The organism is Paenibacillus tarimensis, assembly GCF_021532315.1.
Taxonomy (GTDB): Bacteria; Bacillota; Bacilli; order Paenibacillales; family Paenibacillaceae; genus Paenibacillus_I; species Paenibacillus_I tarimensis.
This window is the reverse complement of the sequence record NZ_JAKGAO010000009.1, coordinates 375,649-401,540: the sequence shown is the minus strand read 5'-3', so window position 1 is coordinate 401,540 and position 25,892 is coordinate 375,649. Positions and strand designations below refer to the sequence as shown.

Genomic DNA, 25,892 nt, shown 5'->3' with positions numbered 1-25,892 from the left:
TTATCCACGGAACGAAAATGATGTTAGTTGTCATGTTAACCCAACTAACATCATTTCCCCGTTAAAAATGACTACTGTTTATCTCTTTTTATATTACTTTTTGGACTTTTGCTCTTGCTCGATAGCTTTATCAAGAAGCTTTTGCATTTTTGGCTGCTCTGCTTTTACAAACTCAGCAGCTGTAATCTTGCCGTCAAGCACAGGTTGAATATCCGTGAAGAACAGCTGGTACCACTCAGCGTTGTATGTGCGGTAGCCAGGAAGCGGACGGCCGTACTCATTTACGATCTGCAGGAACTCTTGCTTGTTAGCAGGCTTCGTGGTCTCATCTGCAGCCCATGTTTCAGCCATTTCAACCAGGTTAGGAATCTGAATCTTCGCATCAACAAGCGCTTGCTGGCCTTGCTCGGATGCTGTCAGGTAAGCAACCAATTCTGCTGCTTCCTTAGGGTTCTTCGTCTTGCTGGAAACACCCACACCAAGGGAACCGAGCCATGCAGCAGTCTCACCAGTAGAACCTGCCGGGTAAGGAATCAAATCATAGTCGAAAGGAAGCGATTCGTAAGTGGCCAAGTCCCAAGGACCAACCGGGAAGAATGCAAGCTCGCCTTTCATCCAACGCTGGTAAGTATCAAGCGTCTGAGCGTCTTCAATCGATGGTGTAATCTTGTATACGTTTTGCATATCAGCAAAGTACTGGAGTGCTTCAGCAAACTTCGGATCATCGATTGTTACCTTCGTGCCAGACTCGTCCAGCCAGTCCGCGCCATTGCTCCATACGAAGGATTGAAGCGACCAGTTAACGTTGAAGCCGGTACCATACTGATCTGGCTTGCCGTCGCCGTTCTTGTCAATCGTCAGCTGCTGGTTGACTTTAATGAACTCGTCCCAAGTATAAGGCTTGTCCTTGTCTGGAAGCGGAATGCCTGCTTCTTCAAACATTGTCTTGTTGTAGCCCAGGGAGAATGGCCCCAAATCCTTCGGCAGGCCGTAGAGTGCACCTTGTCCTACCTTGTCTCCGTCGTAACGGTACAAGTCAACGCCTTTTTGCCACAGTTTGCTAATATCGATGTTCTCTACATTCTCAACATACTGAGTAATATCAAGCAGCACGCCGCCATTTGCGTAAGCTCTGAGGTCACCTGTTTCAAAGAAGAATACGTCTGGCAGGCTGTTGCCTGTAATAGCAGCCTTCAGCTTTGTTACATACTGGTCAGGCGCAGTAGTGATAACCTTAACCTTTACGTTCGGATGGTCTTTTTCATATTGAGCTACCGTATCTTTATAAGCCTTTTGCTCCTCTGGACCACCACGGAACATGAACGTCAGCTCTATTTTTTTGTCGCCGCCTTCTCCGCTTCCGCCAGTATTGCCGCCGTTGTTGCCACCGCAGCCTGCAAGAACGAGAACAAATGCCATCATCAGAGTTACTGCCGACAACCATTTCTTTTTGCTACCCAATTCAAACCCCTCCTAAATGTAAAAGCCAGATGTTGTATCTATTTGCAGAAAGGCCCGCAAATATTCAAAAACATTTTTTTAGTCAATCATTAATATCTATATTAACTGCAAAATGTTTTTGTTACCTTTATGATAATTCAAAGCGCTTACAATGTCAATGTATAATTTTAAGCGCTTTCTTGAGAGACGCAGAGTAGTATTTAATATTGGTATTAGCACAAACAATTAAATATTTACTGCCAATATAAAATTAATCATAGCGGGAACCGAACCGAAAGGCAGCGCTTTCATCCAATCCGCATGATAATGACTGCAGATTTAGCGCCTTCGCTGCAGCCACACTTTCCCGGAAAGCATGAGACCGGTAGACCGCCAGCCTCATGCCAGTCGCAGGAAATGCTGTTGAAGCGCCCCTTATTTCTGCCCGCCAGGAATGCCGAAGTCCGGCGTTCCATCTTCACGCCATGCAATCGCCTGTACGCGTGTGTGGCGGTTAGGGTCATACAGCGGATCACCTGTGATATCCTTGTAGCTGCGTGCATGATATACGAGCAAGTCTTCCTTGCCGTCTTCAGACACTGTAAAGCTGTTATGGCCAGGCCCGTAATGCTCGGTTTCCTCATTAGTGGTAAACACCGGCTCCGGGTTTTTCTTCCATACCGACGGATCAAGCAAGTCAGCGTTCTCATCAGCGGACAGAATTCCCATACAATAGTTAAAATCTGTAGCGCTTGCAGAGAAGGTTATGAAGATTTTACCGTTACGTTTCAGGACAGCTGCACCTTCATTAACCAGGAAACCGATCTTCTCCCAATCATATTCCGGTGTCGTAATCATAACCTGCTTATCGATTTCAATCGTCCACGGGTTGGTCATTGGTGCAATGTACAAGTTCGAATTTCCAACGATATCAGGATCCTTCTGAGCCCATACCAGGTACCGAACTCCGCGATGCTCAAAGGTTGTGGCATCCAGAGCGAATGATTCCCACTTTGTCTTGATCTGACCCTTCTCAACCCATTCGCCTTCAAGCGGATTCTCGGAATCGTTCTCAAGAACGAACATACGGTGGTCGAACAGACCTTCGTTTGTCTCAGCAGTCCAGGCAGCAGCAAAGTAGATATACCACTTGCCGTCAATGTAGTGAATTTCCGGCGCCCAGATGTTCGCGCTCATTAAACCGGTTTCATGTTTGCGCCAGGCTACCACAGTCTCGGCTTCAGCTAGTCCATTAATTGTCTTGGATCTGCGCAGCTCAATCAGATCGTAAGCCGGTACTGAACCAGTGAAGTAGTAATAGCCGTCAGTGTGGCGATAAATCCACGGATCAGCCCGCTGGAGAATAAGAGGATTGGCGTACTGGTTTCCCTTAGTGACTGTTGACATGAATGTCCACCTTCCCATCTGCTAATTTAACGTTTTTGTTATATTGTTAATATCATGATTATATAAATAACATCAATGTGTGGCAATAGCAATTTTCGAGTATTTATCCGCCCGCAGGCTTGTTAACAGTTTTGACACATATTTGCTCCTGCTATTTTTAGCATTGCCTATACCGAGCACAGCTATTCGAAGCTAATAAAAAACCGGTTTCCTTATTTATATCGGAAACCGGCAAGAAGTTCATTAACCGCTTTAGTGTAAAGATTATTAGATTTGTTAACGACTCTGGGTGATAAGAAGGGCATTGCTGATCTTGCGCCCCGGCGTGGTAATATAGCTGCCCTTATAGTATAAGCCGCTCGAAGCCCCGCCATCCATATTCATCGCTTGATAAGCTCCGGCCTGCTTCATAATGCTCGCCATCTGGGGAATAGTCGCCCCCTTACTCGTCACAAGAAGCAGCTTGTGGTCACGGGTCAGGCCAATAGCGCTTCGCGCGCCGCCGCCGGTCAGTATTTTCGGATCACGGAAGCCCTCTTCCTTGACATTGAGAGTTATCTTACCATTAGTGACAAGCCTCGGGCCTACCTGCAGGGCTCCGTCAACATCTCCCTGCTCGTAACGCTCAGGAAATGAAAGACCCGCAACCATTTCGGCACGGTTCATCTCATCAAACAGAAAGACAGTCTTTCTGTCACCCGAGCTCTTCTTCTTGATTTCCCCGTTATTGACAATGTAACCATACGGCGTTTTGAAGCTCGCATCCGAATAGGCATCAAAGAATGTTCCGTTCATGGCTACGACCGCCTTATGGCGCGAGGCTAACGTCTTTAGCTCCTCGACACGGCCTACTGCACCGCCAGCTATCCCAACTGACAAATCTATAGACGGATGCAGAAGGGTTACTGTCACAATGTCGACTGACATAGAAGAGCCGCCTACCCGGAACGAACGTTTGGCATGCTTAATCGGCTCCCCGCTGCTTACCTTCACACCTTTGTTGATTACAGGCAGCTTATACGTATCTCCCTCATAAGTAATGAAGAGAGAGGAGGTTGCTGAATCCATTTTGGCACTTAAACCAAGACTCTGACAAATGAACTTTAGCGGCGCATAAACAACCCCCTCCTCCCTGAAGGGCTTGTCATCAAGCGTCACCTTCTTATCATCAACCATAGCCTGTGGCTTGTCTACAAAGAATGTAATTACCTTCGTATCCTTAATGATGGTGACCTTACCATCCTTGCTGTTCCACTGTACCTTGGCACCTGTCTGCTCGCTGATGAAGCGGATCGGCACGAACGTACGGTTCGCCTTCTGGTCATTGTAGCCATACATCTTGGTTCCAGCCGAAGCTGGTAAAGCACCGAGCAGTAATGACATGACTACTGTCCAAACGATAATCTGACTGCGAATCGGTTTCATACTCACTTTCCTCCGTGTTATCTCTAGTGGCTCTCACCCTAGTTTTATATCGGCACGGAGTGAGGAAGATTTTAGGCTATTTGGTCGGATCCTCGTTTGTCATCCTTCTTTTTGCTCCACGGCCTTGAATGTGTTGGTTACTAGTCCAGCCCTGCGAAGCTTCGCATTGACCTTGACAGAGACAGCTGCCTTGCTGAATTGAATATTCCAGCGTCCCTTCACTCTCTGGAAATAATCATGTTGCTGCCTGTTCATCTCCTCCCCGAAACCAAAAATATCACTTCCATATCGCGTCTGGACCAGCACAATTACATCCTTCAACCGCTGAGCAAGCACAGTCTCTGTTCTGCTCTCATAAGCTTGGTAAACCTTCTTCTTGCTCAGGTCATCCGCACATTCCGTCCCATCAATCTGCCCTTCAACCTCAATACCCAGGTGGATCTGCGGTATGTCATCTTTCACTGCCATCTTTATTTTTGCGCGCGTATCTTTCAAGTCGACCGTAAACCGCTCACTCGCATTCTCTCTGCAGGCAGCTGAAATAACGGTCTCCCTGAGCTTATTATCCGCAAGCAGCACGTAGGGTATAGCCTCAACTGGCAGGGAGCCAACATACTTGTCCTCCTTGAATATGGCAAGTCCGTCCATGAAGACAAGTGCGTCCGGAGTTACTTTCTCCATATTGCTGACTGACTTTCCTTCCTCTGCAGAGCCGCGTATTTTGACTATCGACATTACCGGTTCACGTCCGGGTGACATTAGGGAATTAACGATGTCCTTCAGCCTGATATCCGGATCTCCGCCCCACTCCCGCTTGAGCGTCTGCATCTGCGTATTCAGCTTTATGGAAGGCACCTTCTGAACCGGATACGTGATTTGCAGGACATCAGCAGCCTTCCCCTTACGTGCCAGAATAATCTCAAAATCATTTCGGATTTCCCGGCTTCGTTCCAAGTAGTCCAAGAAATCAAACAACCCTTCACGCGCAACATCCAGACTGATGACGAGCAGGCGCATATGGGAAAAGACTAGATCCCGGGTCAACCCGGTATTCATTTTTTGCGCAAGCTCGGCAATCGTATGCCCCTCTCTCCAATAAACAATTGCCGGTGCCGCTGCTCCGCCCTGCTGCTGGTTCAGCTCCGGGCTGTTAATCACCTCGACCGTAAGTCTATATTTCATCTCCTCACCCGTATCAATTGCCATCCCGGTAACAACCGACACTTCGTTAACTTCCCGCCGGTCCCAGCACCCTGTCTGGCAAATTAATGACAAAAGCAAGAGAGGCAGCAGTATACCGTGTCTATTCATGGTTGATCACCTTTACTTTTACGCTTTCCTCTTCGTTCTGAAGGATATACCGGAGGCGGTGAAGGCGATTCACTTTCCTGCTGCTTCACGGCGCTGTCGGGCTTCAGCATCTGCGGCCGCAGCTTGGAGGCCCATACCGGAAGGCGGATAAAGATATCCTTCTGATCCTTCATAATGAAGGGAGCGATAGGTGCCAGATAAGGCACCCCAAAGGAACGGAGTCCGCAGAGATGACCAACCATCACCATAAGCCCCAGGAACACACCATACAGACCAAAAACACCGCCCAGCACAATAAGCCCGAAGCGAAGCAGTCTGGAGCTGATCGAGAATATATAGTAGGGGGCAACGAAGCTTGATATCGCGGTCAGAGCCACGACTATTACCATTGTGTTGGAGATAATTCCTGCCTCCACAGCAGCCTGGCCAATTACCAGACCGCCTACAATCGAGATGGTTCCACCCACTGCCCGGGGCATCCGCACCCCCGCTTCCCGCAAGATTTCAAAGGTTACCTCCATGAGAAAAGCTTCCACGACAGCGGGGAAGGGGACACCTTCCCTCTGTGAAATCACAGAGATCAACAACGGCGTGGGAATCAGCTCATGATGATAAGTAATGACCGACACATACAGGGACGGCAGCATTAGCGCGAACATGAAGGACAGATACCGGATCAGTCGGAGGAAGCTGCCCATCATGAAGGACTGGTAGTAATCCTCCGGTGCGATCATAAAATCATTAAAGACAGTTGGAAGCGTAATTACAAACGGCGTACCATCCACTACGATGGCAGCCTTGCCGGATACCAAATGAGCCGAGACAGCATCGGGACGTTCCGTACTGTAAACGGTCGGAAACGGCGTTATCGTCTTATCCGCGATAAATTCCTCGATGTTCCCTGTCTCAAAGACAGCATTCGTGCGGATATCCTGCAGCCGCTTCCGAGCCTCCTCCACTATACCTTCATTCGCTATTCCCTTCATATAGATCAGGCAGACATTAGTGCCTGTGTCTGTGCCAATCGTGAATGTCTCGATCCGAAGCTTGTGATTCCTGATCCGCTTGCGCAGCAAGCTAAGATTGGTCCGCAGATCCTCCACGAAGCCGTCCTTAGGCCCTTTCACTATTGTCTGGGTGGTCGGCTCCTGTATCCCCCTCTTGCCGCCCCCTTCGGTGAATATAGCGACTGCAGCAGAAACTCCTTCCATAACTATCACACTGAAGCCTTCGAGGATCTTCTGAACAGCATCCTGGTTCGTGTGAAGGATTACGTGAGCAGATCCGCCTAACATTTTTGCACAGAGCTGCTCAAACTCATCAACACTTGCAACCGATTGTTCGACAGGAAGCCGCCCTATCGGCTGCAGTACCCGTTCAGTGAGCAGCTGTGCATCCGTGATGGTGAGCAGGTAGAGAAGCATGGCCTGCTTCTGTCCAATCTGCAGATCCTCCATCCTTAGATCCTTGGTTTCACCAAAAAGTTCAGTCATTTCCTCACGGCATTCATCAAGATTACCCGTTAACGGCAGCTCACTTCCACTTCTGTAACGTTCCCCTGAACCCATGACGCTTCACCCTCCTCTGCCTCCAGCGTTGTATGAGCAGTACGGCAAGCAGCAGCACCGGTATTATAATTTGGAAAGGAACATGAAAGAATAAAGGCACGATTTGCACTCCTTCTTCGATATGCTCCGCAAAATTGGCGGCAATAATGATCGACAGAAAGCCTACCATCAAACCGCAGGGAAGGACAAAATGCCGGAAGGGGATGCGGGTGAGAAATTCAAGGCCTTTTAAGCCGCCATAGAAAAACAGGCTGACTTTTACAAAAATGCCGACCATCATAATAAAAACAACAAGCGCATCCAGCCGCTCAATAAAGTTGGCAATGGAGACTTCCCTTACAACACTAAGCAAAGGGAAGGTCGACCTGGCTACCATATCCCCGCCGAGCACAGCAATCATTAAGAAGGCATGGTACGAAAGCACTGAGCCTGACAATACGGTCGCAAGCAGGGCAGTGAGCGGCATGTAGCGGGGATGGGTGGTGTGGGCCATAATAATCATGAGAACAACAGTCTCACCGTAAGGAAAGGTTACCAGCTCAGGGAAGACCACCTTCAGCACGGGCTCCCACCCATCCCCTAATACCGGCAGCAAATTCTCAACACTGATATCTTGACCGAATATTAAAAATAACGTAATAAGCAGGACAAAGGTAATAAAATACGGCACAAAGGTCTCTGACATTCTGCCCAGCACCTCAATCCCCATATAAACCATGTAGATCACCGTCAGAATAAACAGCAGCGTCACAATTTCCAATGGTGTTTCCGGCAGGACATCAATGATGAGGAGCTCGGTAAAATCGCGTAAAACACGGGCCGATATATAAAAGAAATACAGGATGTAAAGAACCGCAAGCAGCCGTCCCGGCCATCTGCCGAAGACCAAAGACAAAATATCATAGAGATCATATCCCGGCTTGAGACGAAGAATATAAACGTAAATTACGACAAGTATAAGCCCAATCGCACAGGCCACAATTTCAGCAATCCACAGATCCTGTTTGGCATCGGCAGCGCCAGCCCCTACAACAATAGCTGACCCCACCTGAAACAGGAATATAAGAACGAACTGCTGCAATATGGAAATCCGCTCCAGCAGCGGAGAATGCATACGTCACTCCTCCTTCCTTGCACGCCAGCGTCTGAAGTCAATCACTATAGCGCACACGAGTATAGCCGGTATATAAAGCAGCAGAAGCATTTCACCTTTGAACAGATTATCTATCCAGAGCATCTCCACAGCCTCCATAATCGGTAGCTTGTAGATGAATGCATCTAAGACAGCCATACCAGATATTAAAAGCAGGAGCAGCAGAACGGTCACTAATGAAACCACCGGTCATCACCTTATTCCATCCAATATCTCGTAGTGTGAGCATAAACTGCATTTTCCATTCCGCGCCTGCAGAAGTGCGGATATTTCGCAGCATTAAGGCGGATGCCCGCAAACACAAAAAAGACTGCCCGAATGAATACATCGGGACAGTCTGTGTTCTGCCTAAATCGGAGGCATATTCTATTGCAGCACCCGTAGCGGCGGTGCTTGAAGCTGCTCCTGCCGCAGAGCAGTCCATACGGCACGCAGCGTCTTTTGCAGCTGCCAGGCTGTACGGCCTGCAGCCAGCACTGCCAGGCCGTGCTTGCTTGTCAAGCTTGCTCCTGCCAGAACGGGATGTTCTCCGGCTGCCTGAAGCGGCTTATCCAAGACTTCCCGGGCTGTTGCGAGCCAGCCGGGATTGATCCGGTCAGAGAAGGCATAGAGAGTGCCAAAGTGAGTCTGTCCTTCCCACGCTCCAGGCGCCTCAAGCTGTTGCAAGCCAGGTTCTATCAGCTGCCGCTGATAAAAGACCAGCTCATCCCCATGATAAACCTTGAGACGGTTATCCAGCTTCCGGTAGAGGAACGATTCTCCGCGGAGCAGCCGGCCCGGACTCAACACCTCTGCCTGCATCCATACCGCTCCACATCCGAGCTGTACCTCCGAATCATTCATCAGGTCAGCGTCACGGTAGAGCATAATCGGCTCCATCATGCTCTGCATTAATGCTCCGTCCTCCACCTTGAAGCGCTGCTGCATAACAGCCCCACTTCCATCCCCACAGGGGTGTACCTTCGTATAGCTCTGGTTGGTCACATAGACAGAAGTTCCTGGTCCAGCCCGCCAATCAAACCGATAGGTATCACCCTCCAGCATGCCTGGTGAGGCATCCATGACAATGGCCGCAAGCTCCCCGCTGTAATCGAACGTTTTGGCGATTTTGATTGGAGCGGTCTGATATTTGCCAGTCATGACCGTTGTTCCGCCCCGCTGTTCAAACTCCGCCCGCAGGAAGGAAGTACGGGAAGCCTTCTCTTCCCGCTGCTGCTTAGTGGGAATGGGTAATGCCTTGGGCATGCTGGAGTTCATGCTCAATCCAATGCATGATCCGGTCAACGCCTTCACCGCCGTGCAGGTTAGAGAAAATGTACGGACGGTCGCCGCGCATCTTCTTCGTATCCTCTTCCATAACCTCGAGACTGGCACCTACATAGGGAGCCAGATCAATCTTGTTAACGAGCAGCAGATCCGAACGCATAATGCCCGGTCCGCCTTTACGCGGAATTTTCTCCCCTTGAGCCACGTCAATAATATAGATGAACCGGTCCACCAGCTCCGGACTGAAGGCCGCTGCCAGGTTATCCCCGCCGCTTTCAATCAGAATAAAATCAAGATCACCAAACCGGGCTTCAAGCTCCTCAACCGCCTCGAAGTTCATGGAAGCATCCTCGCGGATTGCCGTGTGAGGGCAGCCGCCCGTTTCCACGCCGATAATGCGCTCCTCCGGCAAGCATCCCGTGTGAAGCAGGATACGAGCATCTTCCTTTGTATAGATATCATTCGTAATGACGGCCATATTGTATTTGGCGCTGAGCGCTTTGGCGATACGCTCAACAAGCGCCGTCTTGCCGGAGCCTACAGGACCTCCGATACCGATGCGAACCGGCCTCGACCGGTCTAGCTCCGGACGCTCCCATTCCTGATGATGATGCCCTTGACCTTGACACATTGTGCATTCCCCCTGTGCTATTATTGGTATTGCTGCGTTGCCCTTCTATCGTTTATGACATAAACAACCGAGAATAGAGTGTTTCATGACGGATCATCGCAAGCTCAGACATCGGCATATTGGTATAGGCTTCCTCTGGCCTCAAACGCTCGACCAGGCGCCAAGCTTCCGCCGTACGCGGAGTAAGCCTTGCGATCAGCTTCTGTCCTTCTGTCTGCCCCATCGACATGAGGCGCAGGGCGCTGTTGACACAGGTCACAATACAAGTATACAGATATCCCTGGACGGCCTGTTCAAGCGATACACCCAGTCTCAGACAGGCGATCCCGTGAACAAGCGGATGCGAGGCAAAGCATCGTCCTGCCGCGGCCGCCTCCCTAAGCGGCTCCCAGTCCAGATCCGAGTGGACACTAACCGCCAGCTGCATCATTCTCCGGCCCATTTTCTCGACACCTGTACGGGATTCTGCTCCAATCCGCTGGAGATGAACCAGCCTCTCTATGGCCCATACACGCTCCCAGCCTGCCTCTTCCCATTCATATACGGCCTTGATGATCATGGCATCACTTGTTGCCCAGCTCTGCAGCAGCATCGCACCAGCATACTGTTCCAGCTCTGCAACCGTATTAATTCGCCCTTCTTGCACCAGAGTCTCCAGACCGAAGGAATGAGAGAACCCGCCGATCGGCAGTGCCGAATCCAGCAGCTGCTGCATAGCCAGCCACGGAATCATACGCCTTCCCCCTTCCCGCTCGTCTAGCTGCCTCTCTGTCAAAACAGAAAATACCGCTGCGCCATCGGGACGACCTCGGCCGGCTCGCAAGTACACAGCTCTCCATCCACCTTAACCTGGTAGGTTTCCGGGTCCACCTCAATACTCGGCGTTGCATCATTGAGGATCATATCCTTCTTCGTTATTCCCCGGCACCCTCGGATAGGTTCAACCCGCTTCCGCAGTCCAAGCTCTTCATGGATCCCCTTCTCATATGCCGCGCGGGACACGAAGGTAATGGAGCTGCTCGTCAGCAGCTTGCCGAAGGAGGCGAACATGGGCCGGCCGTAAACCGGCTGGGGCGTGGGTATCGACGCATTCGGATCTCCCATCTGCGCATAGGCAATACTGCCCCCCTTCAGCACCAAATCCGGCTTTACCCCAAAGAACATCGGGTTCCAGATAACCAGATCGGCGAACTTACCAGGCTCCAGCGAGCCCACAATATGGGATACACCATGCGTGATTGCCGGATTGATCGTATATTTTGCCACGTATCTCTTAATCCGGAAATTGTCACTCTTGGTATCAGGCGCAAGCGGACCGCGCTGACGCTTCATCTTGTCAGCCGTCTGCCAGGTACGGATAATAACCTCGCCCACCCTGCCCATCGCCTGAGAATCCGAGCTGATCATGCTGAATACGCCCATATCGTGCAAAATATCTTCCGCCGCAATGGTCTCCGGCCTGATTCGGGAATCCGCAAACGCAACATCCTCCGGAATCCGGCTGTCCAGGTGATGACAGACCATGAGCATATCCAGATGCTCTTCAATTGTATTCACCGTAAATGGCCGTGTCGGATTCGTCGAAGAAGGCAGTACGTTTACCTGGGACGCCGCACGGATAATGTCGGGCGCATGCCCCCCGCCGGCCCCCTCCGTGTGATAGGTATGTATCGTTCGCCCGCCAATTGCCTCAAGTGTATCCTCCAAAAAACCGGCTTCATTCAGCGTATCCGTATGAATGGCCACCTGAACGTCATACTGGTCAGCTGCCTGGAGACAAGCATCAATAGCTGCCGGCGTAGTGCCCCAATCCTCGTGAAGCTTAAGACCGATCGCCCCTGCTTCTATCTGTTCAATCAACGGTCCCGTAAAGGAGGCATTGCCCTTCCCGGTAAAACCGAGATTCATCGGGAAAGCCTCCGCAGCTTCAAGCATCCGCCGGAGATGCCACGGTCCCGGCGTGCAGGTGGTTGCATTCGTACCTGTTGCTGGCCCCGTGCCTCCGCCAATCATCGTTGTAACACCTGAGGAAAGTGCCGTCTCGATCTGCTGCGGGCAGATAAAATGAATATGCGCGTCAATACCGCCCGCCGTAACAATTTTACCTTCAGCCGCAATGACTTCGGTCCCCGCCCCTACAACCATGTTGGCGTCGACTCCATCCATCAGATCCGGGTTTCCCCCCTTGCCAATTCCGACAATATGACCATCGCGGATACCGATGTCCGCTTTTACGATTCCCCAATGATCGATAATGACTGCGTTCGTAATCAGCGTATCGAGCACGCCATCGCGGTGAAGAGCGCCGCTTGACTGTCCCATGCCATCACGGATAACCTTGCCTCCGCCGAACTTGCACTCATCTCCATAAACTGTATAGTCCCGCTCGATCTCCGCCCAAAGCTCCGTATCTGCAAGACGGACGGCGTCACCAGTTGTAGGCCCGAACATCTGCGCGTAGCTCTTCCTGTCCATCCTGCTCATGACCCGGCCCCTTTCCATACAGTCAGCCGCTGACGGACTTCATCGCTCATCCCGCCGCTGCGCGCTTCCCCCCGGCTCAAATTATTCAGCCCGTAAGCCCGCCTGGCGCCTCCGATCTCCGTCAGCCGAACCGGCTTCTCCTCACCCGGCTCAAACCGGACAGCGGTGCCCGCTGGTATATCAAGACGCATGCCAAAAGCGGCTTCACGGTCAAATTTCAGACCCCTGTTCACTTCAAAGAAATGATAATGCGAACCGACCTGTACAGGCCGGTCTCCCGTATTGACAACCACCAGCTCCATCCAATTCCGGCCGGCGTTAAGCTCAATTTCTCCATCCTCTACTCTGTATTCCCCTGGTATCACTGCTGCACGCTCCCTCCGGCTGCTTATCCATCTAGTTAAGAATACTCACATGCTATCCGGCAATCGGATGATGAATAGTTACAAGCTTAGTCCCATCCGGAAAGGTGGCTTCCACCTGGACTTCATGAATCATGGCAGGCACACCCTCCATGACCTGTTCAGGGCTTAAAATCCTTGTACCGTATTCCATTAACTCAGCTACACTCATCCCATCCCGGGCACCCTCAAGAATTTCAGAGGTAATCAGGGCCACACATTCCGGGTAGTTTAGCTTCACACCCCTGCCAAGTCGCCGCCTTGCGAGATCGGCGGCAATAGTAACCAGTAATTTCTCTTTCTCCCGTTCGGTCAGCTGCATAGCTCCCACTCCTGTTGGCTAATTTTTCTACAGCTATTATAGCTCCATTTGTCAACTAAGTAAACCTAAGATGTCAGTTTACCTTACATGTTAGAGTTTTGTTTATGTGCTTTCTTGCAGTGGGAATCCATCGTTCATATGTTTCTTCGTATCAATCTCTTCCGAGGAGGCCGGCCTAGCTTTATTCGCCAGAAAACGACAAGGTCTTTTAAATCCCTAGCAAATGGGTCGGGCTTATGATAAAATAATAGGCATGTACAAGAACAGGGAGGGAACATCTTGGCGGCTAATAAAATGAGATCCGATATGATCAAGAAAGGGTTCGACAGAGCCCCGCACCGCAGTCTGCTTCGGGCTGCAGGCGTTAAGGAAGAGGACTTTGGCAAGCCGTTTATCGCGGTCTGCAACTCATACATTGACATCGTACCCGGTCACGTGCATCTTCAGGAATTCGGCAAGCTGGTTAAGGAAGCGATCCGTGAGGCCGGCGGTGTTCCTTTTGAATTCAATACAATTGGCGTCGATGACGGCATCGCAATGGGCCATATCGGCATGCGTTATTCGCTCGCAAGCCGCGAGATTATCGCAGATTCCGTTGAAACCGTCGTCAATGCACACTGGTTCGACGGCATGGTTTGTATTCCGAACTGCGACAAGATCACCCCGGGCATGATGATGGGAGCACTCCGCGTCAACATTCCGACCGTATTCGTCAGCGGCGGACCGATGAAGGCAGGCAAAACCTCCGACGGCCGCTCCATCTCTCTCTCCAGCGTGTTTGAAGGCGTAGGCGCTTTCCAGGCTGGCAAGATTGACGAGGCAGGTCTTCAGGAGCTTGAGCAGTACGGCTGCCCGACTTGCGGATCCTGCTCCGGCATGTTCACAGCGAACTCCATGAACTGTCTCGCAGAGGCGCTTGGCCTTGCCCTTCCAGGCAACGGCACAATCCTGGCAGTTGCTCCTGAACGCCGTGATTTTGTTAAGCAATCAGCTCGCCAGCTCATGGAGCTGATCAAGCTGGACCTGAAGCCGCGTGATATCGTTACGAAGGACGCTATCGACAATGCATTTGCGCTTGATATGGCAATGGGCGGTTCAACCAACACGGTTCTTCACACGCTTGCGTTGGCTCATGAAGCCGGCTTTGAATACCCGATATCTCGTATCAACGAGGTAGCCGAGCGCGTACCGCACCTGGCGAAGATCGCTCCGGCATCGGATTATCATATTGAAGACGTGCACAATGCCGGCGGCGTATCTGCTGTTCTTAACGAACTGCTGAAGAAGCCTGGGGCTATTAACGGGGATTGTATAACGGTAACTGGCAAAACACTCCGCGAGAATGTACAGGGCCAGGAAATCAAGGATACGGATGTTATCCATACGCTGGACAACCCGCACAGCGAGCGCGGCGGACTGGCTGTATTGTTCGGCAATATTGCACCTGAGGGTGCAATTATCAAGGTAGGTGCAGTCGATAAGTCGGTAGGCGGCTACCATAAAGGTCCTGCGATCTGCTTCGATTCCCAGGACGAAGCGCTTGCCGGCATTGCAGGCGGCAAGATTCAGGAAGGACATGTTGTTATTATCCGCTACGAGGGTCCGAAAGGCGGCCCGGGTATGCCGGAAATGCTTGCCCCAACTTCCCAGATCGTGGGCATGGGTCTTGGTGCGAAGGTCGGCCTTGTAACGGACGGCCGTTTCTCCGGTGCATCCCGCGGTATCAGTATCGGTCACGTTTCTCCTGAGGCTGCTGAAGGCGGTCCAATTGCCTTCGTGCAGGACGGTGACATCGTTGAACTGGATCTGAACAACCGTACCATGAACGTATTGGTCAGCGATGAGGAGCTGGCTGCCCGCAAGGCACAGTGGAAAGGCTTCGAGCCTAAGATCCGCCGCGGCTATCTGGCTCGTTACTCCCATCTGGTTACTAACGCCAGCATGGGCGGCGTAATGAAGATCTAATACAGCAACTGCCCCTTAATCGATACTATCGATGTAAGGGGCAGTTTTTTTTGTGTTATAGAGTCCTGGAACGATTAATAACCTTGGCCCTGACCACCAGACATAATGATTACACCAGAACTGGTACCAATACGTGTGGCGCCTGCTGCGATCATGGCCTGTACAGATGCCATGTCTCTTACCCCGCCCGATGCTTTGACACCCATATCAGGTCCGACCGTACGGCGCATAAGAGAGATGTCCTCTACCGTCGCTTGACCAGGTCCGAAGCCTGTTGATGTTTTGACATAATCGGCTCCTGCCGCCTTGCAGATCAGACACGCTCTTACTTTCTCCTCATCGGTCAGCAGCCCGGTCTCCAGAATGACCTTAACGGCTGCACGGCCGCGGCACATGCCCACCACTCCCGATACGTCGGCCTCTACAACATCATCCATGCCCGACTTCAGAGCACCCACGTTCAGTACCATGTCAATTTCAGTGGCTCCCCCTGCGATAGCATCTCTGGCTTCCGCCATCTTGGCAAAAGTCGAGGTTGCCCCAAGCGGGAAACCAACGACCGTTGTAATACCCACGCCTGAGCCGGCAAGCTGCAGTGCTGCTTCGGGCACCCAGAACGGATTCACACATACCGTTGCAAATTGATGGGTCTTCGCCTCTTCACAAAGCTGTGTAATCTCCTCGAGGGTACTCTGCGGCTTTAACAGGGTATGGTCAATATAAGCAGCAATCTCCTGGGTAGGAATTGGTTGGTTCATCGTATACACTCTCCTTCTATTATCATGAATTTATATTGTCGTCGCTCTTTCTTCCCGCTTTAACAAACTGTCTGCCGTATACTGATCCGTAACCAGAACATTCGTGTATCTGCCTCTGAGGGCGCCGTATACCGCATTCACCTTAGACATACCGCCCGCTACCAGGATAGACTGTTCTTTCTTTCTCAGCTCATCCAGTGTAATGCCAATAGTTCGGTTGTCCAGCTCCACGCTGCAGAGAACACCATCCGCATCGATATACCGGGAGCAAATATCTCCTGCTCCATGCTCATAGATAACCGCGAGATCATCCTCCGTAAAATAATTCGCTTTAATTAATAGGGAATCATCAGTAGGCGCTCCCACGGTAACTATCGCAATATTAGCACGCTGGCCAAGCTCCAGAATATTACGGATATGGCGGTCAGCCTCAATGGCATGCTTTACGACCGCGTGATCGACAATAGCCGGCAGCGGAATGAAATAAGGCGTTGTCTGAAAAGCCTTGCCAAACAGCTGAACAATCTGGTGTGCGTATGTATCGGTCTCAGAATGGCTGACTCCTCCATTCAATTGCACGACTTTCACATTCCGGACATGCTTGGGTTTCAAGTGAACGGCCACCTGATATAGTGTTGTTCCCCATGTCGTGGCAATAATATCCCCGTCCTTGACGATTTCCCTCAAGTAAGCAGCTGCGGCCTCGCCCAGATACCGCTTAATAACAGCCTCTTCATCGTCAGGAACCGGCACTACTACCGCTTTCTTTAACTGAAACTTCTCCTCCAGCCGTCTCGCCGTAATCCCGCTGTTCTCCTTCGGATCAACAATCCGGATCTGTACAATACCTTCCTCCTTGGCAAGCTGAAGCAGCCTGGATACAGTCGGGCGCGATACGCCAAGACGCTTGGCAATATCTTGCTGGCTGTAATCCAGCTCATAGTACATGCGTGCCGCATCTACGACTTTAGCCTGCTTGTCCTCCTGCTTGTCCCAAGTTAGTTCTTTACCCACTTTGGTCTGCGTCATCCTCCCTACAGTAGCCGCCTTCTTGACATTTTCCTCCCATATAGTATGAATAAATTAAGAAATTTTGTAAAGTCATAAATTTAACATCTGTTCTACAATGGGCGAAAAAAAAGCCGCTCAAGGCGTAACTTCCCCGGCGGCTTTGTCAGCTTCGTATGCTCTTAATGGCTTTGCTGCCAGCTCAATAGGCGGTCTTGTCCACTGGCGGTCAGGCGTCGTCGGCGGGTCGTACCGCTTATGAAATTCGTCCATCGACATCGCAATAATACGCGGGATGAGTGTCCCCTTCTTGTTCGACACACGCTTGCCTCCTCCTGGGTGCAGTACACGCAATAGAAGCCGCAGATAGAACCGGGTTAATATATTAAACAGCCCCTTGGGAAGATCAAGGACACTGAAGCCGAACGATTCCGACCCCCGGTGTATCATACTGATGCCATAGAGACCGCTCACACCATCAAACTCCTTGCGGCCAGCCATATGTACAGCCAGCTTGGGCAGGGACTGTTCAACTTCCCTAATCAGCTGGATGGCGCTCTGAAGCACCGAACGGGAATTCATCATGACATGAAGCAGCTTGCGGTTGTCGAAATGCAGCTCGATCACGCGGTCATTATTTCGGATGATACGGCCGTCAGCCAGCTTCAGCGGCTCACCGTGATATGGACATATCCGGTAGTGGAAGATGGAATCTCCTGTCCCGATTCTTTCCACTTTGAACATTACCCGGAAGCATTTCTCCCAGCCGATCCATAGGCTGATAGCAGCCCGTTTCCAGATGCTGAGCTTTGTTTTAGTTGAAGCGGACAAGGCTCTCTTGCCCGCATGGTCAGAAGCGTTATCAGTCAGCTCAATCATCTGGTCAATCGACACAAAGCGGTATCCCTGCTCCCGGCCTGCAGTCATGTAAGCTTCCAGTGCAGTTAGCATTTGGACAGGAGCATCATGGTCCGCTAAAAACGTCGTACCGCAATCATGCAGCAGTAATACCTCTCCCGGCCTAAGCTTCTTCATCATTCGCTTGGTCAGCCGCTCTGCCCCAACCCGGTTTCGCCAGTCCCCAAACATGCATGACCACAAAATAATTTGCAGGTAACCCATATTAGAGAAATCAAAAAGATTGACAATGCCCCAAGGCGGCCGGTAATAAATGGGACGTTCCCCCGTGGCGGCTTCAATTATTTCACTCGTGCGCTGAATCTGCTTCTTAACCGTAGAGGGTCTCATCAGCCAGTTCGTCTTATGTACGTAATTATGAATTCCAACGATATGCCCTTCGTCCTTCATCCGCTTCAGCAGCTCGGGATGGCGTTCAGCATTGGCTCCTACCACAAAAAAGGTCGCCTTTGCATCAAAACGCTTCAGCAAATCAAGCAGCATTGGTGTATAAACCGGATCAGGCCCATCATCAAATGTCAGGGCGATTTCCTGTTCTGCCCGGCCTTTCTTGAAGACCCTAAATCCGAAGGTTCTGCTGATAAAGCCAGGAAGAAAGGCGTAAAATGTCAGGAGGTAAAATCCCCACAGCAGTAAGTTCTCCATATTGTCGCTTCCCCGCTATCTCGTTATGTACGCTCTCCTCTGAGCGTCTCCGCTAGATGCCCAACTTAAACTATTGTATCATAATGCATTAAGAAATAGGCATATTTTTAATTCTATAGTACAATCAAAATTAGCGGGTAACCTTACATATAACGAAGTGTATACGTTTAGATCACCAAATATAACCATGTCCAAAGGAGAACCTCAATGATCACGTTCTACCAGAAATACTGGCGTACCGCATTTGATATTGCGCTAATTGCTTTAACAGTCTGGCTCATTATGTATGCCTTCAGTTTTCTGTACCGGATCGCAACACCTGTATTCATGTCATTTGTGATCTTCCTCTGCATTGAGCCGCTTGCTAGGTGGCTGAGCCGGATCGGGATCAAAAAATCACTGGCTTCTGCTATATCTATCCTGTTCTTCAGTATGGTTATCCTCAGCGCCTTTATCGGGGCTGGTATACTGCTCACCAATGAAATCACGCAGCTGATCCATAAGCTCCCTGAATATCAAAAGCTGCTGACCGTTCAGGCGACGAACCTGATTGCATGGGCTCAGGATCAGATCGGCGCCCTTCCGGCTGATATGGATCTTGTAAACAAGTCACAGCAGATTATCGGTACCGTGACCGCCTGGGGACAACGGGTAGCCGTGGAAGCGCTGAGCTCACTGGTTGGATTTCTGTCCTCCCTGTCTTCCTTCGTCTTTAACTTCGTCATCGGAATTGTGCTTGCTTATTTTCTTAGTGTCGAAATCGAGAGCTGGAAGCGCGCCGCCAAGCTAAAGACACCCAATACCTTCAAGAAGGCGTTCTTCTTCCTGAAGGATAATGTACTCGCAGGAATCGGCGGGTACCTGAAGGCGCAGGCTATCCTGATATCGATCACCTTCGTCGTCATACTTGCAGCTCTGCTGCTGCTCGGCGTCAACAATGCGTTCATGATTGCCGCCTTGTCCGCTATTGCCGACGTGCTGCCGCTGCTCGGCGTATCCACAGTGTTCATTCCATGGATCATCTACTTGTTCATTGTCGGGAATACAGCTCTTGCAATCTGGCTCTCCGCTATTCTGCTAATCGTGATCCTGACCCGGCAGATTCTGGAGCCCAAGATAACCGGTGATACACTTGGCGTGTCCGCTTATACCATGCTGGTCTTTATGATTATCTCGCTCTCACTGTTTGGTGTAGGCGGCGTCATCATCTCCCCGATTCTCGTTATACTGATCAAGGCATTGTACGATCAGGGATATTTTAAGCGATGGATCCGGGCACCAAAGGACGAATATGACGACCCTGCCGGCCCGCCGAATGAGAGGCCAGGCATGCCCGGTCAACCCCTCGTACCGCCCAGCAGTCCGCCCACAGCTGACTAAGCTGCCATAATTAAAGAAGCTGCCCTGCTCTTAAGAGCGTCGGGGCAGCTTCTTCTCTTGGTCGGCAATCACCTTCATAACACCATGGAAGATTTGCGCTGCCTGATTAGCACTGTTCTTAGGGCGACTCTTCGCCAGTACCGCTATCGCATAACGCGGACTATGGATTGGCCCGTATCCCGCAAACCACTGGTGATTAACCTCTTTACCGTTCAAATAGGCCTGAGCCGTACCGGATTTGCCGGCCAATCGCCAGCTTCCGGCCTGCCCGATCGTCCTTCCTGTTCCATGGTCCATGACAGCTTCCATTCCCTTCAGGAGAGTGGAGGCGGTAGAAGCACTAATCCGGCCTGCCGGAGAGGGGGAATCTTGTAGCGGAAAGCTCATCATCGTTTGCCCGTTGGCATAACGGATCTCCTTGACAAGCCTTGGCGCCAGCACCCTGCCGCCCTGCAGAAGGCTGACTACAAGATTGGCGGCCTGTAATGGTGTAACAGCGGCATCCCTCTGGCCGATGGCAGTCTGGGCTACAATGCCGCTGTCTGCAGAAGTCTCTGCTTCTGAAGCAAAGATACGTCCCTCCGCCTCTTCCGCAAGCGGGCGCAGCGGACCCTTCAGCACACCATTCCCTTTCTCCGAGTACCAGCCAATCCGCCGCCCTAGCCCGAGCTGCCGGGCGGCAGCAGACAGCTTCCCTGCGCTTAACCGCTCTGACAGAGCAGCGAAAGCAACATTGCAGGACTGGGCAAGCGCCTCGGTCAGAGTTAGTTCCCCATGCCCTCCAGGCAGCCAGCAGGATAATCCGTACCGGCCATATTCGCCGTTACAGCGGAATGTCTCCTTAGGTTCTATCACACCAGACTCCAGCGCAGCTGCTGCGGTTACAAGCTTGAATACCGATCCAGGCGCCACTGGCTGCAAGGCATGGTTAACCGTCTCCCTGCCGCCTTCCATAATGTGATAAGGATTGAATTCTGGCTTTGACACGATAGCCGCAATATCGGCGCTGTCAGCTTCCAGGACAACAACTGCGCCCTCCTTAAGCCCTGCTCGTTCCGCGTACTCTTCAATCAGCTGCTGCAGCTCAAGATCAAGTGTTGTGGTAACCTCAAGCGGATAGAAGGGATTATCCGGCTGCTTCAAGCGTATCTCCCTGCTCGCGGATCCAGCAGGCTCATGAATCTGGGAACGGTATAGAACAGTCGGCCCTATGCCTCTCAGGAGCTTGTCCAGTGAACGTTCCAGCCCTTCCCCGCCAACCCGGTCGGACAGCTTAATCTTCCCTGAGGCCAGCTCAGAAGCATACAGCTCTGCAATCTGTTCAGGATTCTGGCTTATGTATCCAATGGCGTGGATGCCTGGCCGTGATTCGTCATAGCGGATAGAATAGGGAACAACAAGTATTCCCTTAACATTTAATGCCTTTATATCTTTAACGAGCTCTTCAGATAGCGCTGCCGGGGTCCGCATTCCCGGCTTATGCCACAGCTCCGGCTCCTTGATTGCAGCAAGCCAGCCTGATAGTGTTCCTATATCGGTATGCAGCAGCTCGGCAAGCTTAGCCAGCTTGGATGAAGCACCTCCGTCAATTTCCCTGTCAGACCCATCAGGAAATGCAGCCAGCGCATAAATCTGTTGGCCCGCCAGCACCGTACCATTCCTGTCTGTAATCCGGCCCCGGCCGGAATCTAGAACGATTCCTTCCTGCCGCTGCCTGACAGCATGCTCCGTAAGAACCGAACCATAAGCAGGCCATAGCCCGCTCTGGATAACAGCAAGCCTAGCAATGTAGAGTAGATAGACCAAGCTAATCAGAACGGTCAGCAAACCTATCCGCCGGGCCCGGCCCGCCTTTGTAAAGCCTTGATTCCTGTCACCGTTCAAGCTAATACCTCCCTATATAAAAAATGGAACGTTCGTTACCAGTTTCACCATCCGGCAGAAAATCCATCCATGACAGACAAGAAAACAGGCTGTCTTCCATGGGTTTATTCACTCCATGAAAGACAGCCTGCCAATATATGCCCTTGTTAACTTGCCTCTTTAACCCCCGGTCTGGAACCGTGAGAGCGAACTTTGAAGCTTATTGGACACTTCCTCCAGCTTATTGGACAGCTCAACAAGCCTTTCGCTTATCCCAAGCTGTTCGTTACTGAGGGAAGCCACCTCCTCAGAGGTTGCAGACGATTGCTCGGCAACCGCGCTGACATTACCCATTGCTTCTGTCAGAACAGATTGTGTTTCATTCAGCTCCGTGATTGATGCTGTAACAGCCTGCAGCTGGCCTGCAAAGCCGCCCATCTGGTTTTGAACAGACAAGAAGATCTCATTCGCTTCCTTTACAGACTGGATCTGCTCCTGGAACAGCGGATAAGCCTCCGAAAGGACGGAAACTGTGTCCTCAATTTCTGTTTGAATCGTCTCCGTTATCTGGCCGACAACATCAATAGATTGCCGCGACTGGTCAGCCAGCTTGCGGATCTCGTCTGCCACCACCATAAAACCGCGGCCTGCTGCTCCGGCCCGCGCTGCCTCGATTGTGGCGTTCAGCGAGAGAATGTTGGTCTGCTTCGTCAGATTATTCAGCACATCAAGAATTTTACGGATAGAGCTTGTGCTGTCCTTGAGCTTGTCCACCTTCTCCACCATGCTGCGTGTCATTTCCTCGGTTGTACCCGTCTTTTGGATCAGCTCACCCATATACTGGGTACCTTTCTCACTGGCACGCTCGACTTCTGCAGCAGCGGCCCCCATCTCCGTATTCGCATCGGTTACCTTTCGCATACGGCTTGCCATGCTATCGGTAATATCACTTCCCCGCTCGGCTTCAACCGCCAAGCTGGAAGCGCCGTTGGCGATTTCCTCCGTAGCAACGGCAATTTCCTTCGCCGCTACCGCTGTTTTCCGGGAGGCATCCGTCAGATCGCCTGCTGTGCTCAGCACTTCCTTAGCCGATGAATTCGTCTGATCAACCAGAAGTGTAATCTGCTCCATCATCTTGTTAAAGCTTTGCGCCAGCTGTCCAATTTCATCCTCCTTGCGGATATCCGAACGGACAGCCAGATTGCCCTTCTCGCCTTCATTCATCAGGTTGCGAAGCTGGCTGAGCGGAACTGCGATCATCCGGATCACGAGGAACCCGATTCCGATGGCTATCAACACCGCGGCTGCGGCGATAATCCAGGTCAGATTCCTTATTTGTTTGGCATCTTCCACAAGGGAATCCACCGGTATGGATCCGACAACACGCCAAGGCATCGTGCTGAAAGTATCGTAGACGGCGAGCACCGTTTTACCGTCTCCCCGTTCAGTTCGGAGTGCACCGGACTCCTCCGCATATGAGCTTAAGTCCATATCGAATGGCTGGGCTAATGCCTCACCATTGGGTCCAAGAACTACATTCCCGCTGTCATCAATGATATTCAGCATGCTGTCTTCGCCAAGGGATATGTCTGCAACCTGCGCCTCGATTATGTCATAATCAATTTCCATCACAAGCAAATACAAAGGCGCACTACTGGCCATGGATTTAATCACACGAGCCAATCCGATCGACGGTGTACTGTTATTACCGCTCAGCCCGTTTGGCTGAGTCGGAATCCAATACGTCTTGCCGTTAGCTTCTAACGCCTTTTCATACCAATCTGTCTGCATCACACCAACGTCTGTAAGCTGAGTGCCGCCCCCGTTCATGATGCTGAGACCGTCTGTGAGCGGAATCAGTGCACTGCCGAACAGCATCTTGCCGTTGGAGTTCAAGAAGCCTTGAAACTTTGTATCCAGTTCCTGTATCAGCGAAAAGCGGGTGAAATCGTCTTCATCTTCCGCTAACAGGTCGCGTGCTGCATTCTGAAATTCGGTATCGACAACGAGCTGCATAGACATAGACTCATAGTTTTGGAACATGAGATCCAGTTTACCGGCTGTCTGTATGATGGTTTCTTCGCTCATGCCCGCTACCTTATTCTCAATAATCGCTTTTGACCGCGAGTACGAGAAAAGCCCTACTGTAAGCACGCAAATAAGGATACCGGAGAAAATGATCAAGAAGAGCTTTGTTCCGACTGACTTGGATACCCCTGCCGACAAAAGAGCTTTAGTCTGCTCCCACATCCAAGCGGACAGCTTCCTTGTACGCTTCCCTAAAACAATTGACTGCGTTTTCAACTTGTCCATCAGGAACTGACGTTTGGCAGGTGACGGGAGCAAGCTGGCCAATCTGCTTCCTCCGTTTTGACTCCCGGTTTTCCCCTTCTGCGGTCTTTCCGGTTTACTCTGTTTGCCCTGCGAATCGGTCAAGCCTGTCTTATCCTGTTTCTTGAACCCCTTGAACTTCATAACTTAGACACCACCCGGGTAGAATGTTGATAATCGACTGTCTCCATACCTTATTCCTTTCCTTAAAATACCTATACCTCTATCTCTAGTATCGGTCGAATTTTGTAGAATTGTTAGATCTTTTGCATAAAAAAAGAGATTTCTACCTAAAGTAGAAATCTCTTCACATCTTCTATGCACAAATCCCTTGATTACTTGCTCTTCCCTGTCCGCTTCCGCATCATATCCATCGCCTTAACCGGCTGCTCTACCCGCATCCGGATCAACTGCAGCGGATGACGTGCAGCGTCCAGTTCGTTGCCCTCTTCATCCGTAATCGCGCCGACGATTTGCTTAAAGAAGGTGCCTTCCGGCCCAACGAACTCGACCTCCTGGCCAGGCTTAAAGTGGTTCCTCTGCTGGACTAAAGCCTCACCTTTCACCTCATCGTACGCCATCACCACACCGGCAAAATCATAGGGTGCCGGCTTGTCTTCCGGCTCATAAATATGATCCTCTGAGCCCGGTGTATCGAAGAAGAACCCGGTGTTAAGCGGACGGTTGGCAGCCTTATGAATTTCATCCAGCCATTCCTGCTTGAGCTCATAGCCCTCCGGGTCGGCAAAATAAGCGTCAATCGCTTGTCGGTATACGTTAACGACAGTAGCGACATAGTGCAGGCTCTTCATCCGGCCCTCAATCTTGAAGCTGTCAATACCAACCTCAATAAGATCGGGAAGGTGTTCGATCATGCAGAGGTCCTTCGAGCCCATCGTAAACTTGTCATCCTGCTCTTGGAAAGCCGGTGCATCTTCGTCAACAAACAGATCATACTTCCACCGGCAGGACTGACAGCATCCGCCGCGGTTAGAATCGCGATCCGTAAAATGATTAGACAGCACACATCTTCCAGAGAAGGAGGAACACATCGCGCCGTGGATAAATGCTTCTATCTCGATATCAACATGGGCCTTAATTTCGGCAATTTCCTCCACGCTGGTTTCGCGGGCAAGCACGACCCTTGGCAGACCCTCGTCCTTCCAGAACTTCACAGCCTGCCAGTTCAGTGTAGACTGCTGAGTGCTCAAATGAACTTCCAGCTTTGGCGCTACCCGCTGAGCGGTCTCAATAATGGCCGGATCAGCCGCGATAATGGCTGCAATTCCCGCATTCTCAAGCTCCTTTAAATACTGCTCAAGGCCTTCAATATCCTCGTTATGGGCATAGATATTCGTCGCTACGAATACCTTTGCGCCATACCGGTTAGCAAATTCCACGCCTTCCTTCATCTCCTCAAAGCTGAAGTTGCCGGCGTTGGAGCGGAGCCCGTATTTTTGTCCCCCGATATATACAGCGTCAGCGCCGTAATGCACAGCGAATTTCAGCTTCTCCAGACTGCCTGCAGGCGCCAGCAGCTCCGGCTTGTCCAAGCGGTGCCGTTTGCCTGTATAACGGGGTTTAGTCATGGTTGTCATGTTCTCCACACCTCCTGT

General features: G+C 51.1%; 21 protein-coding genes. 2 read left to right on the top strand and 19 right to left on the bottom strand.

The window, feature by feature from the left end; genetic code table 11:
* Window positions 1–93: 93 nt before the first annotated feature.
* The 13 genes from L1N82_RS10555 to L1N82_RS10495 all read right to left on the bottom strand — a co-directional run bounded on the left by L1N82_RS10555 (window position 94) and on the right by L1N82_RS10495 (window position 13,408).
* On the bottom strand, window positions 94–1,422 hold the full coding sequence (locus L1N82_RS10555) for an ABC transporter substrate-binding protein (protein WP_235287377.1): 1,329 nt from the start codon (window positions 1,420–1,422) through the stop codon (window positions 94–96).
* A 453-nt stretch (window positions 1,423–1,875) separates the two neighbouring features.
* The gene (locus tag L1N82_RS10550) at window positions 1,876–2,847 is read right to left on the bottom strand and encodes a glycoside hydrolase family 43 protein (RefSeq protein ID WP_235287326.1); all 972 of its coding nucleotides are present in this window, start codon (window positions 2,845–2,847) and stop codon (window positions 1,876–1,878) included.
* A 276-nt stretch (window positions 2,848–3,123) separates the two neighbouring features.
* Window positions 3,124–4,272, bottom strand: coding sequence for a phosphodiester glycosidase family protein (locus L1N82_RS10545; protein ID WP_235287325.1), 1,149 nt, complete (start codon window positions 4,270–4,272; stop codon window positions 3,124–3,126).
* 99 nt (window positions 4,273–4,371) lie between these two features.
* A complete protein-coding gene (locus tag L1N82_RS10540) occupies window positions 4,372–5,583 on the bottom strand; it encodes a Ger(x)C family spore germination protein (RefSeq protein ID WP_235287324.1) in 1,212 nt (403 codons plus the stop codon).
* The gene (locus L1N82_RS10535; RefSeq protein ID WP_235287323.1) at window positions 5,580–7,151 is read right to left on the bottom strand and encodes a spore germination protein; all 1,572 of its coding nucleotides are present in this window, start codon (window positions 7,149–7,151) and stop codon (window positions 5,580–5,582) included. Before L1N82_RS10535 ends, L1N82_RS10540 begins: the two co-directional genes overlap by 4 nt.
* The gene (locus L1N82_RS10530; RefSeq protein WP_235287322.1) at window positions 7,117–8,265 is read right to left on the bottom strand and encodes a GerAB/ArcD/ProY family transporter; all 1,149 of its coding nucleotides are present in this window, start codon (window positions 8,263–8,265) and stop codon (window positions 7,117–7,119) included. The genes L1N82_RS10535 and L1N82_RS10530 overlap by 35 nt, the downstream gene beginning before the upstream one ends.
* Window positions 8,266–8,268: 3 nt before the next feature.
* On the bottom strand, window positions 8,269–8,442 hold the full coding sequence (locus tag L1N82_RS10525) for a hypothetical protein (RefSeq protein WP_235287321.1): 174 nt from the start codon (window positions 8,440–8,442) through the stop codon (window positions 8,269–8,271).
* Between the two features lie 228 nt (window positions 8,443–8,670).
* Window positions 8,671–9,549: an urease accessory protein UreD gene (locus L1N82_RS10520; RefSeq protein ID WP_235287320.1), complete on the bottom strand. Its 879-nt coding sequence runs from the start codon at window positions 9,547–9,549 to the stop codon at window positions 8,671–8,673.
* Complete coding sequence (ureG, locus tag L1N82_RS10515) at window positions 9,521–10,201, bottom strand: urease accessory protein UreG (protein WP_235287319.1); 681 nt, start codon at window positions 10,199–10,201, stop codon at window positions 9,521–9,523. Before ureG ends, L1N82_RS10520 begins: the two co-directional genes overlap by 29 nt.
* 52 nt (window positions 10,202–10,253) lie before the next feature.
* Entirely contained in the window at window positions 10,254–10,934 is a 681-nt protein-coding gene (locus L1N82_RS10510; RefSeq protein ID WP_235287318.1) for an urease accessory protein UreF, read from the bottom strand.
* Between the two features lie 38 nt (window positions 10,935–10,972).
* Window positions 10,973–12,685: an urease subunit alpha gene (gene ureC / locus L1N82_RS10505; RefSeq protein ID WP_235287317.1), complete on the bottom strand. Its 1,713-nt coding sequence runs from the start codon at window positions 12,683–12,685 to the stop codon at window positions 10,973–10,975.
* Window positions 12,682–13,050: an urease subunit beta gene (locus L1N82_RS10500; RefSeq protein WP_235287316.1), complete on the bottom strand. Its 369-nt coding sequence runs from the start codon at window positions 13,048–13,050 to the stop codon at window positions 12,682–12,684. Before L1N82_RS10500 ends, ureC begins: the two co-directional genes overlap by 4 nt.
* A gap of 52 nt (window positions 13,051–13,102) precedes the next feature.
* Window positions 13,103–13,408, bottom strand: coding sequence for an urease subunit gamma (locus L1N82_RS10495; protein WP_235287315.1), 306 nt, complete (start codon window positions 13,406–13,408; stop codon window positions 13,103–13,105).
* Between the two features lie 294 nt (window positions 13,409–13,702).
* Between L1N82_RS10495 and ilvD the strand changes: the two genes are divergently transcribed.
* Window positions 13,703–15,373, top strand: coding sequence for a dihydroxy-acid dehydratase (ilvD, locus tag L1N82_RS10490; RefSeq protein ID WP_235287376.1), 1,671 nt, complete (start codon window positions 13,703–13,705; stop codon window positions 15,371–15,373).
* 74 nt (window positions 15,374–15,447) lie between these two features.
* On the opposite strand, the gene deoC is transcribed toward ilvD, so the two are convergent.
* The 3 genes from deoC to L1N82_RS10475 all read right to left on the bottom strand — a co-directional run bounded on the left by deoC (window position 15,448) and on the right by L1N82_RS10475 (window position 18,702).
* A complete protein-coding gene (gene deoC / locus L1N82_RS10485; protein ID WP_235287314.1) occupies window positions 15,448–16,131 on the bottom strand; it encodes a deoxyribose-phosphate aldolase in 684 nt (227 codons plus the stop codon).
* Between the two features lie 30 nt (window positions 16,132–16,161).
* Window positions 16,162–17,160, bottom strand: coding sequence for a sugar-binding transcriptional regulator (locus tag L1N82_RS10480; RefSeq protein ID WP_235287313.1), 999 nt, complete (start codon window positions 17,158–17,160; stop codon window positions 16,162–16,164).
* Between the two features lie 117 nt (window positions 17,161–17,277).
* Window positions 17,278–18,702: a polysaccharide deacetylase family protein gene (locus tag L1N82_RS10475; RefSeq protein ID WP_235287312.1), complete on the bottom strand. Its 1,425-nt coding sequence runs from the start codon at window positions 18,700–18,702 to the stop codon at window positions 17,278–17,280.
* 207 nt (window positions 18,703–18,909) lie between these two features.
* Here L1N82_RS10475 and L1N82_RS10470 point away from each other — a divergent pair, with 207 nt between their 5' ends.
* Window positions 18,910–20,082 (top strand): AI-2E family transporter, encoded by a 1,173-nt coding sequence (locus L1N82_RS10470; RefSeq protein ID WP_235287311.1) that lies wholly within the window; start codon window positions 18,910–18,912, stop codon window positions 20,080–20,082.
* 30 nt (window positions 20,083–20,112) lie between these two features.
* On the opposite strand, the gene L1N82_RS10465 is transcribed toward L1N82_RS10470, so the two are convergent.
* The 3 genes from L1N82_RS10465 to L1N82_RS10455 all read right to left on the bottom strand — a co-directional run bounded on the left by L1N82_RS10465 (window position 20,113) and on the right by L1N82_RS10455 (window position 25,874).
* Complete coding sequence (locus L1N82_RS10465) at window positions 20,113–21,966, bottom strand: peptidoglycan D,D-transpeptidase FtsI family protein (RefSeq protein WP_235287310.1); 1,854 nt, start codon at window positions 21,964–21,966, stop codon at window positions 20,113–20,115.
* 159 nt (window positions 21,967–22,125) lie between these two features.
* On the bottom strand, window positions 22,126–24,420 hold the full coding sequence (locus L1N82_RS10460) for a methyl-accepting chemotaxis protein (RefSeq protein WP_235287309.1): 2,295 nt from the start codon (window positions 24,418–24,420) through the stop codon (window positions 22,126–22,128).
* Window positions 24,421–24,611: 191 nt separating this feature from the next.
* Window positions 24,612–25,874, bottom strand: coding sequence for a peptidase U32 family protein (locus tag L1N82_RS10455; RefSeq protein ID WP_235287308.1), 1,263 nt, complete (start codon window positions 25,872–25,874; stop codon window positions 24,612–24,614).
* Window positions 25,875–25,892: the final 18 nt, after the last annotated feature.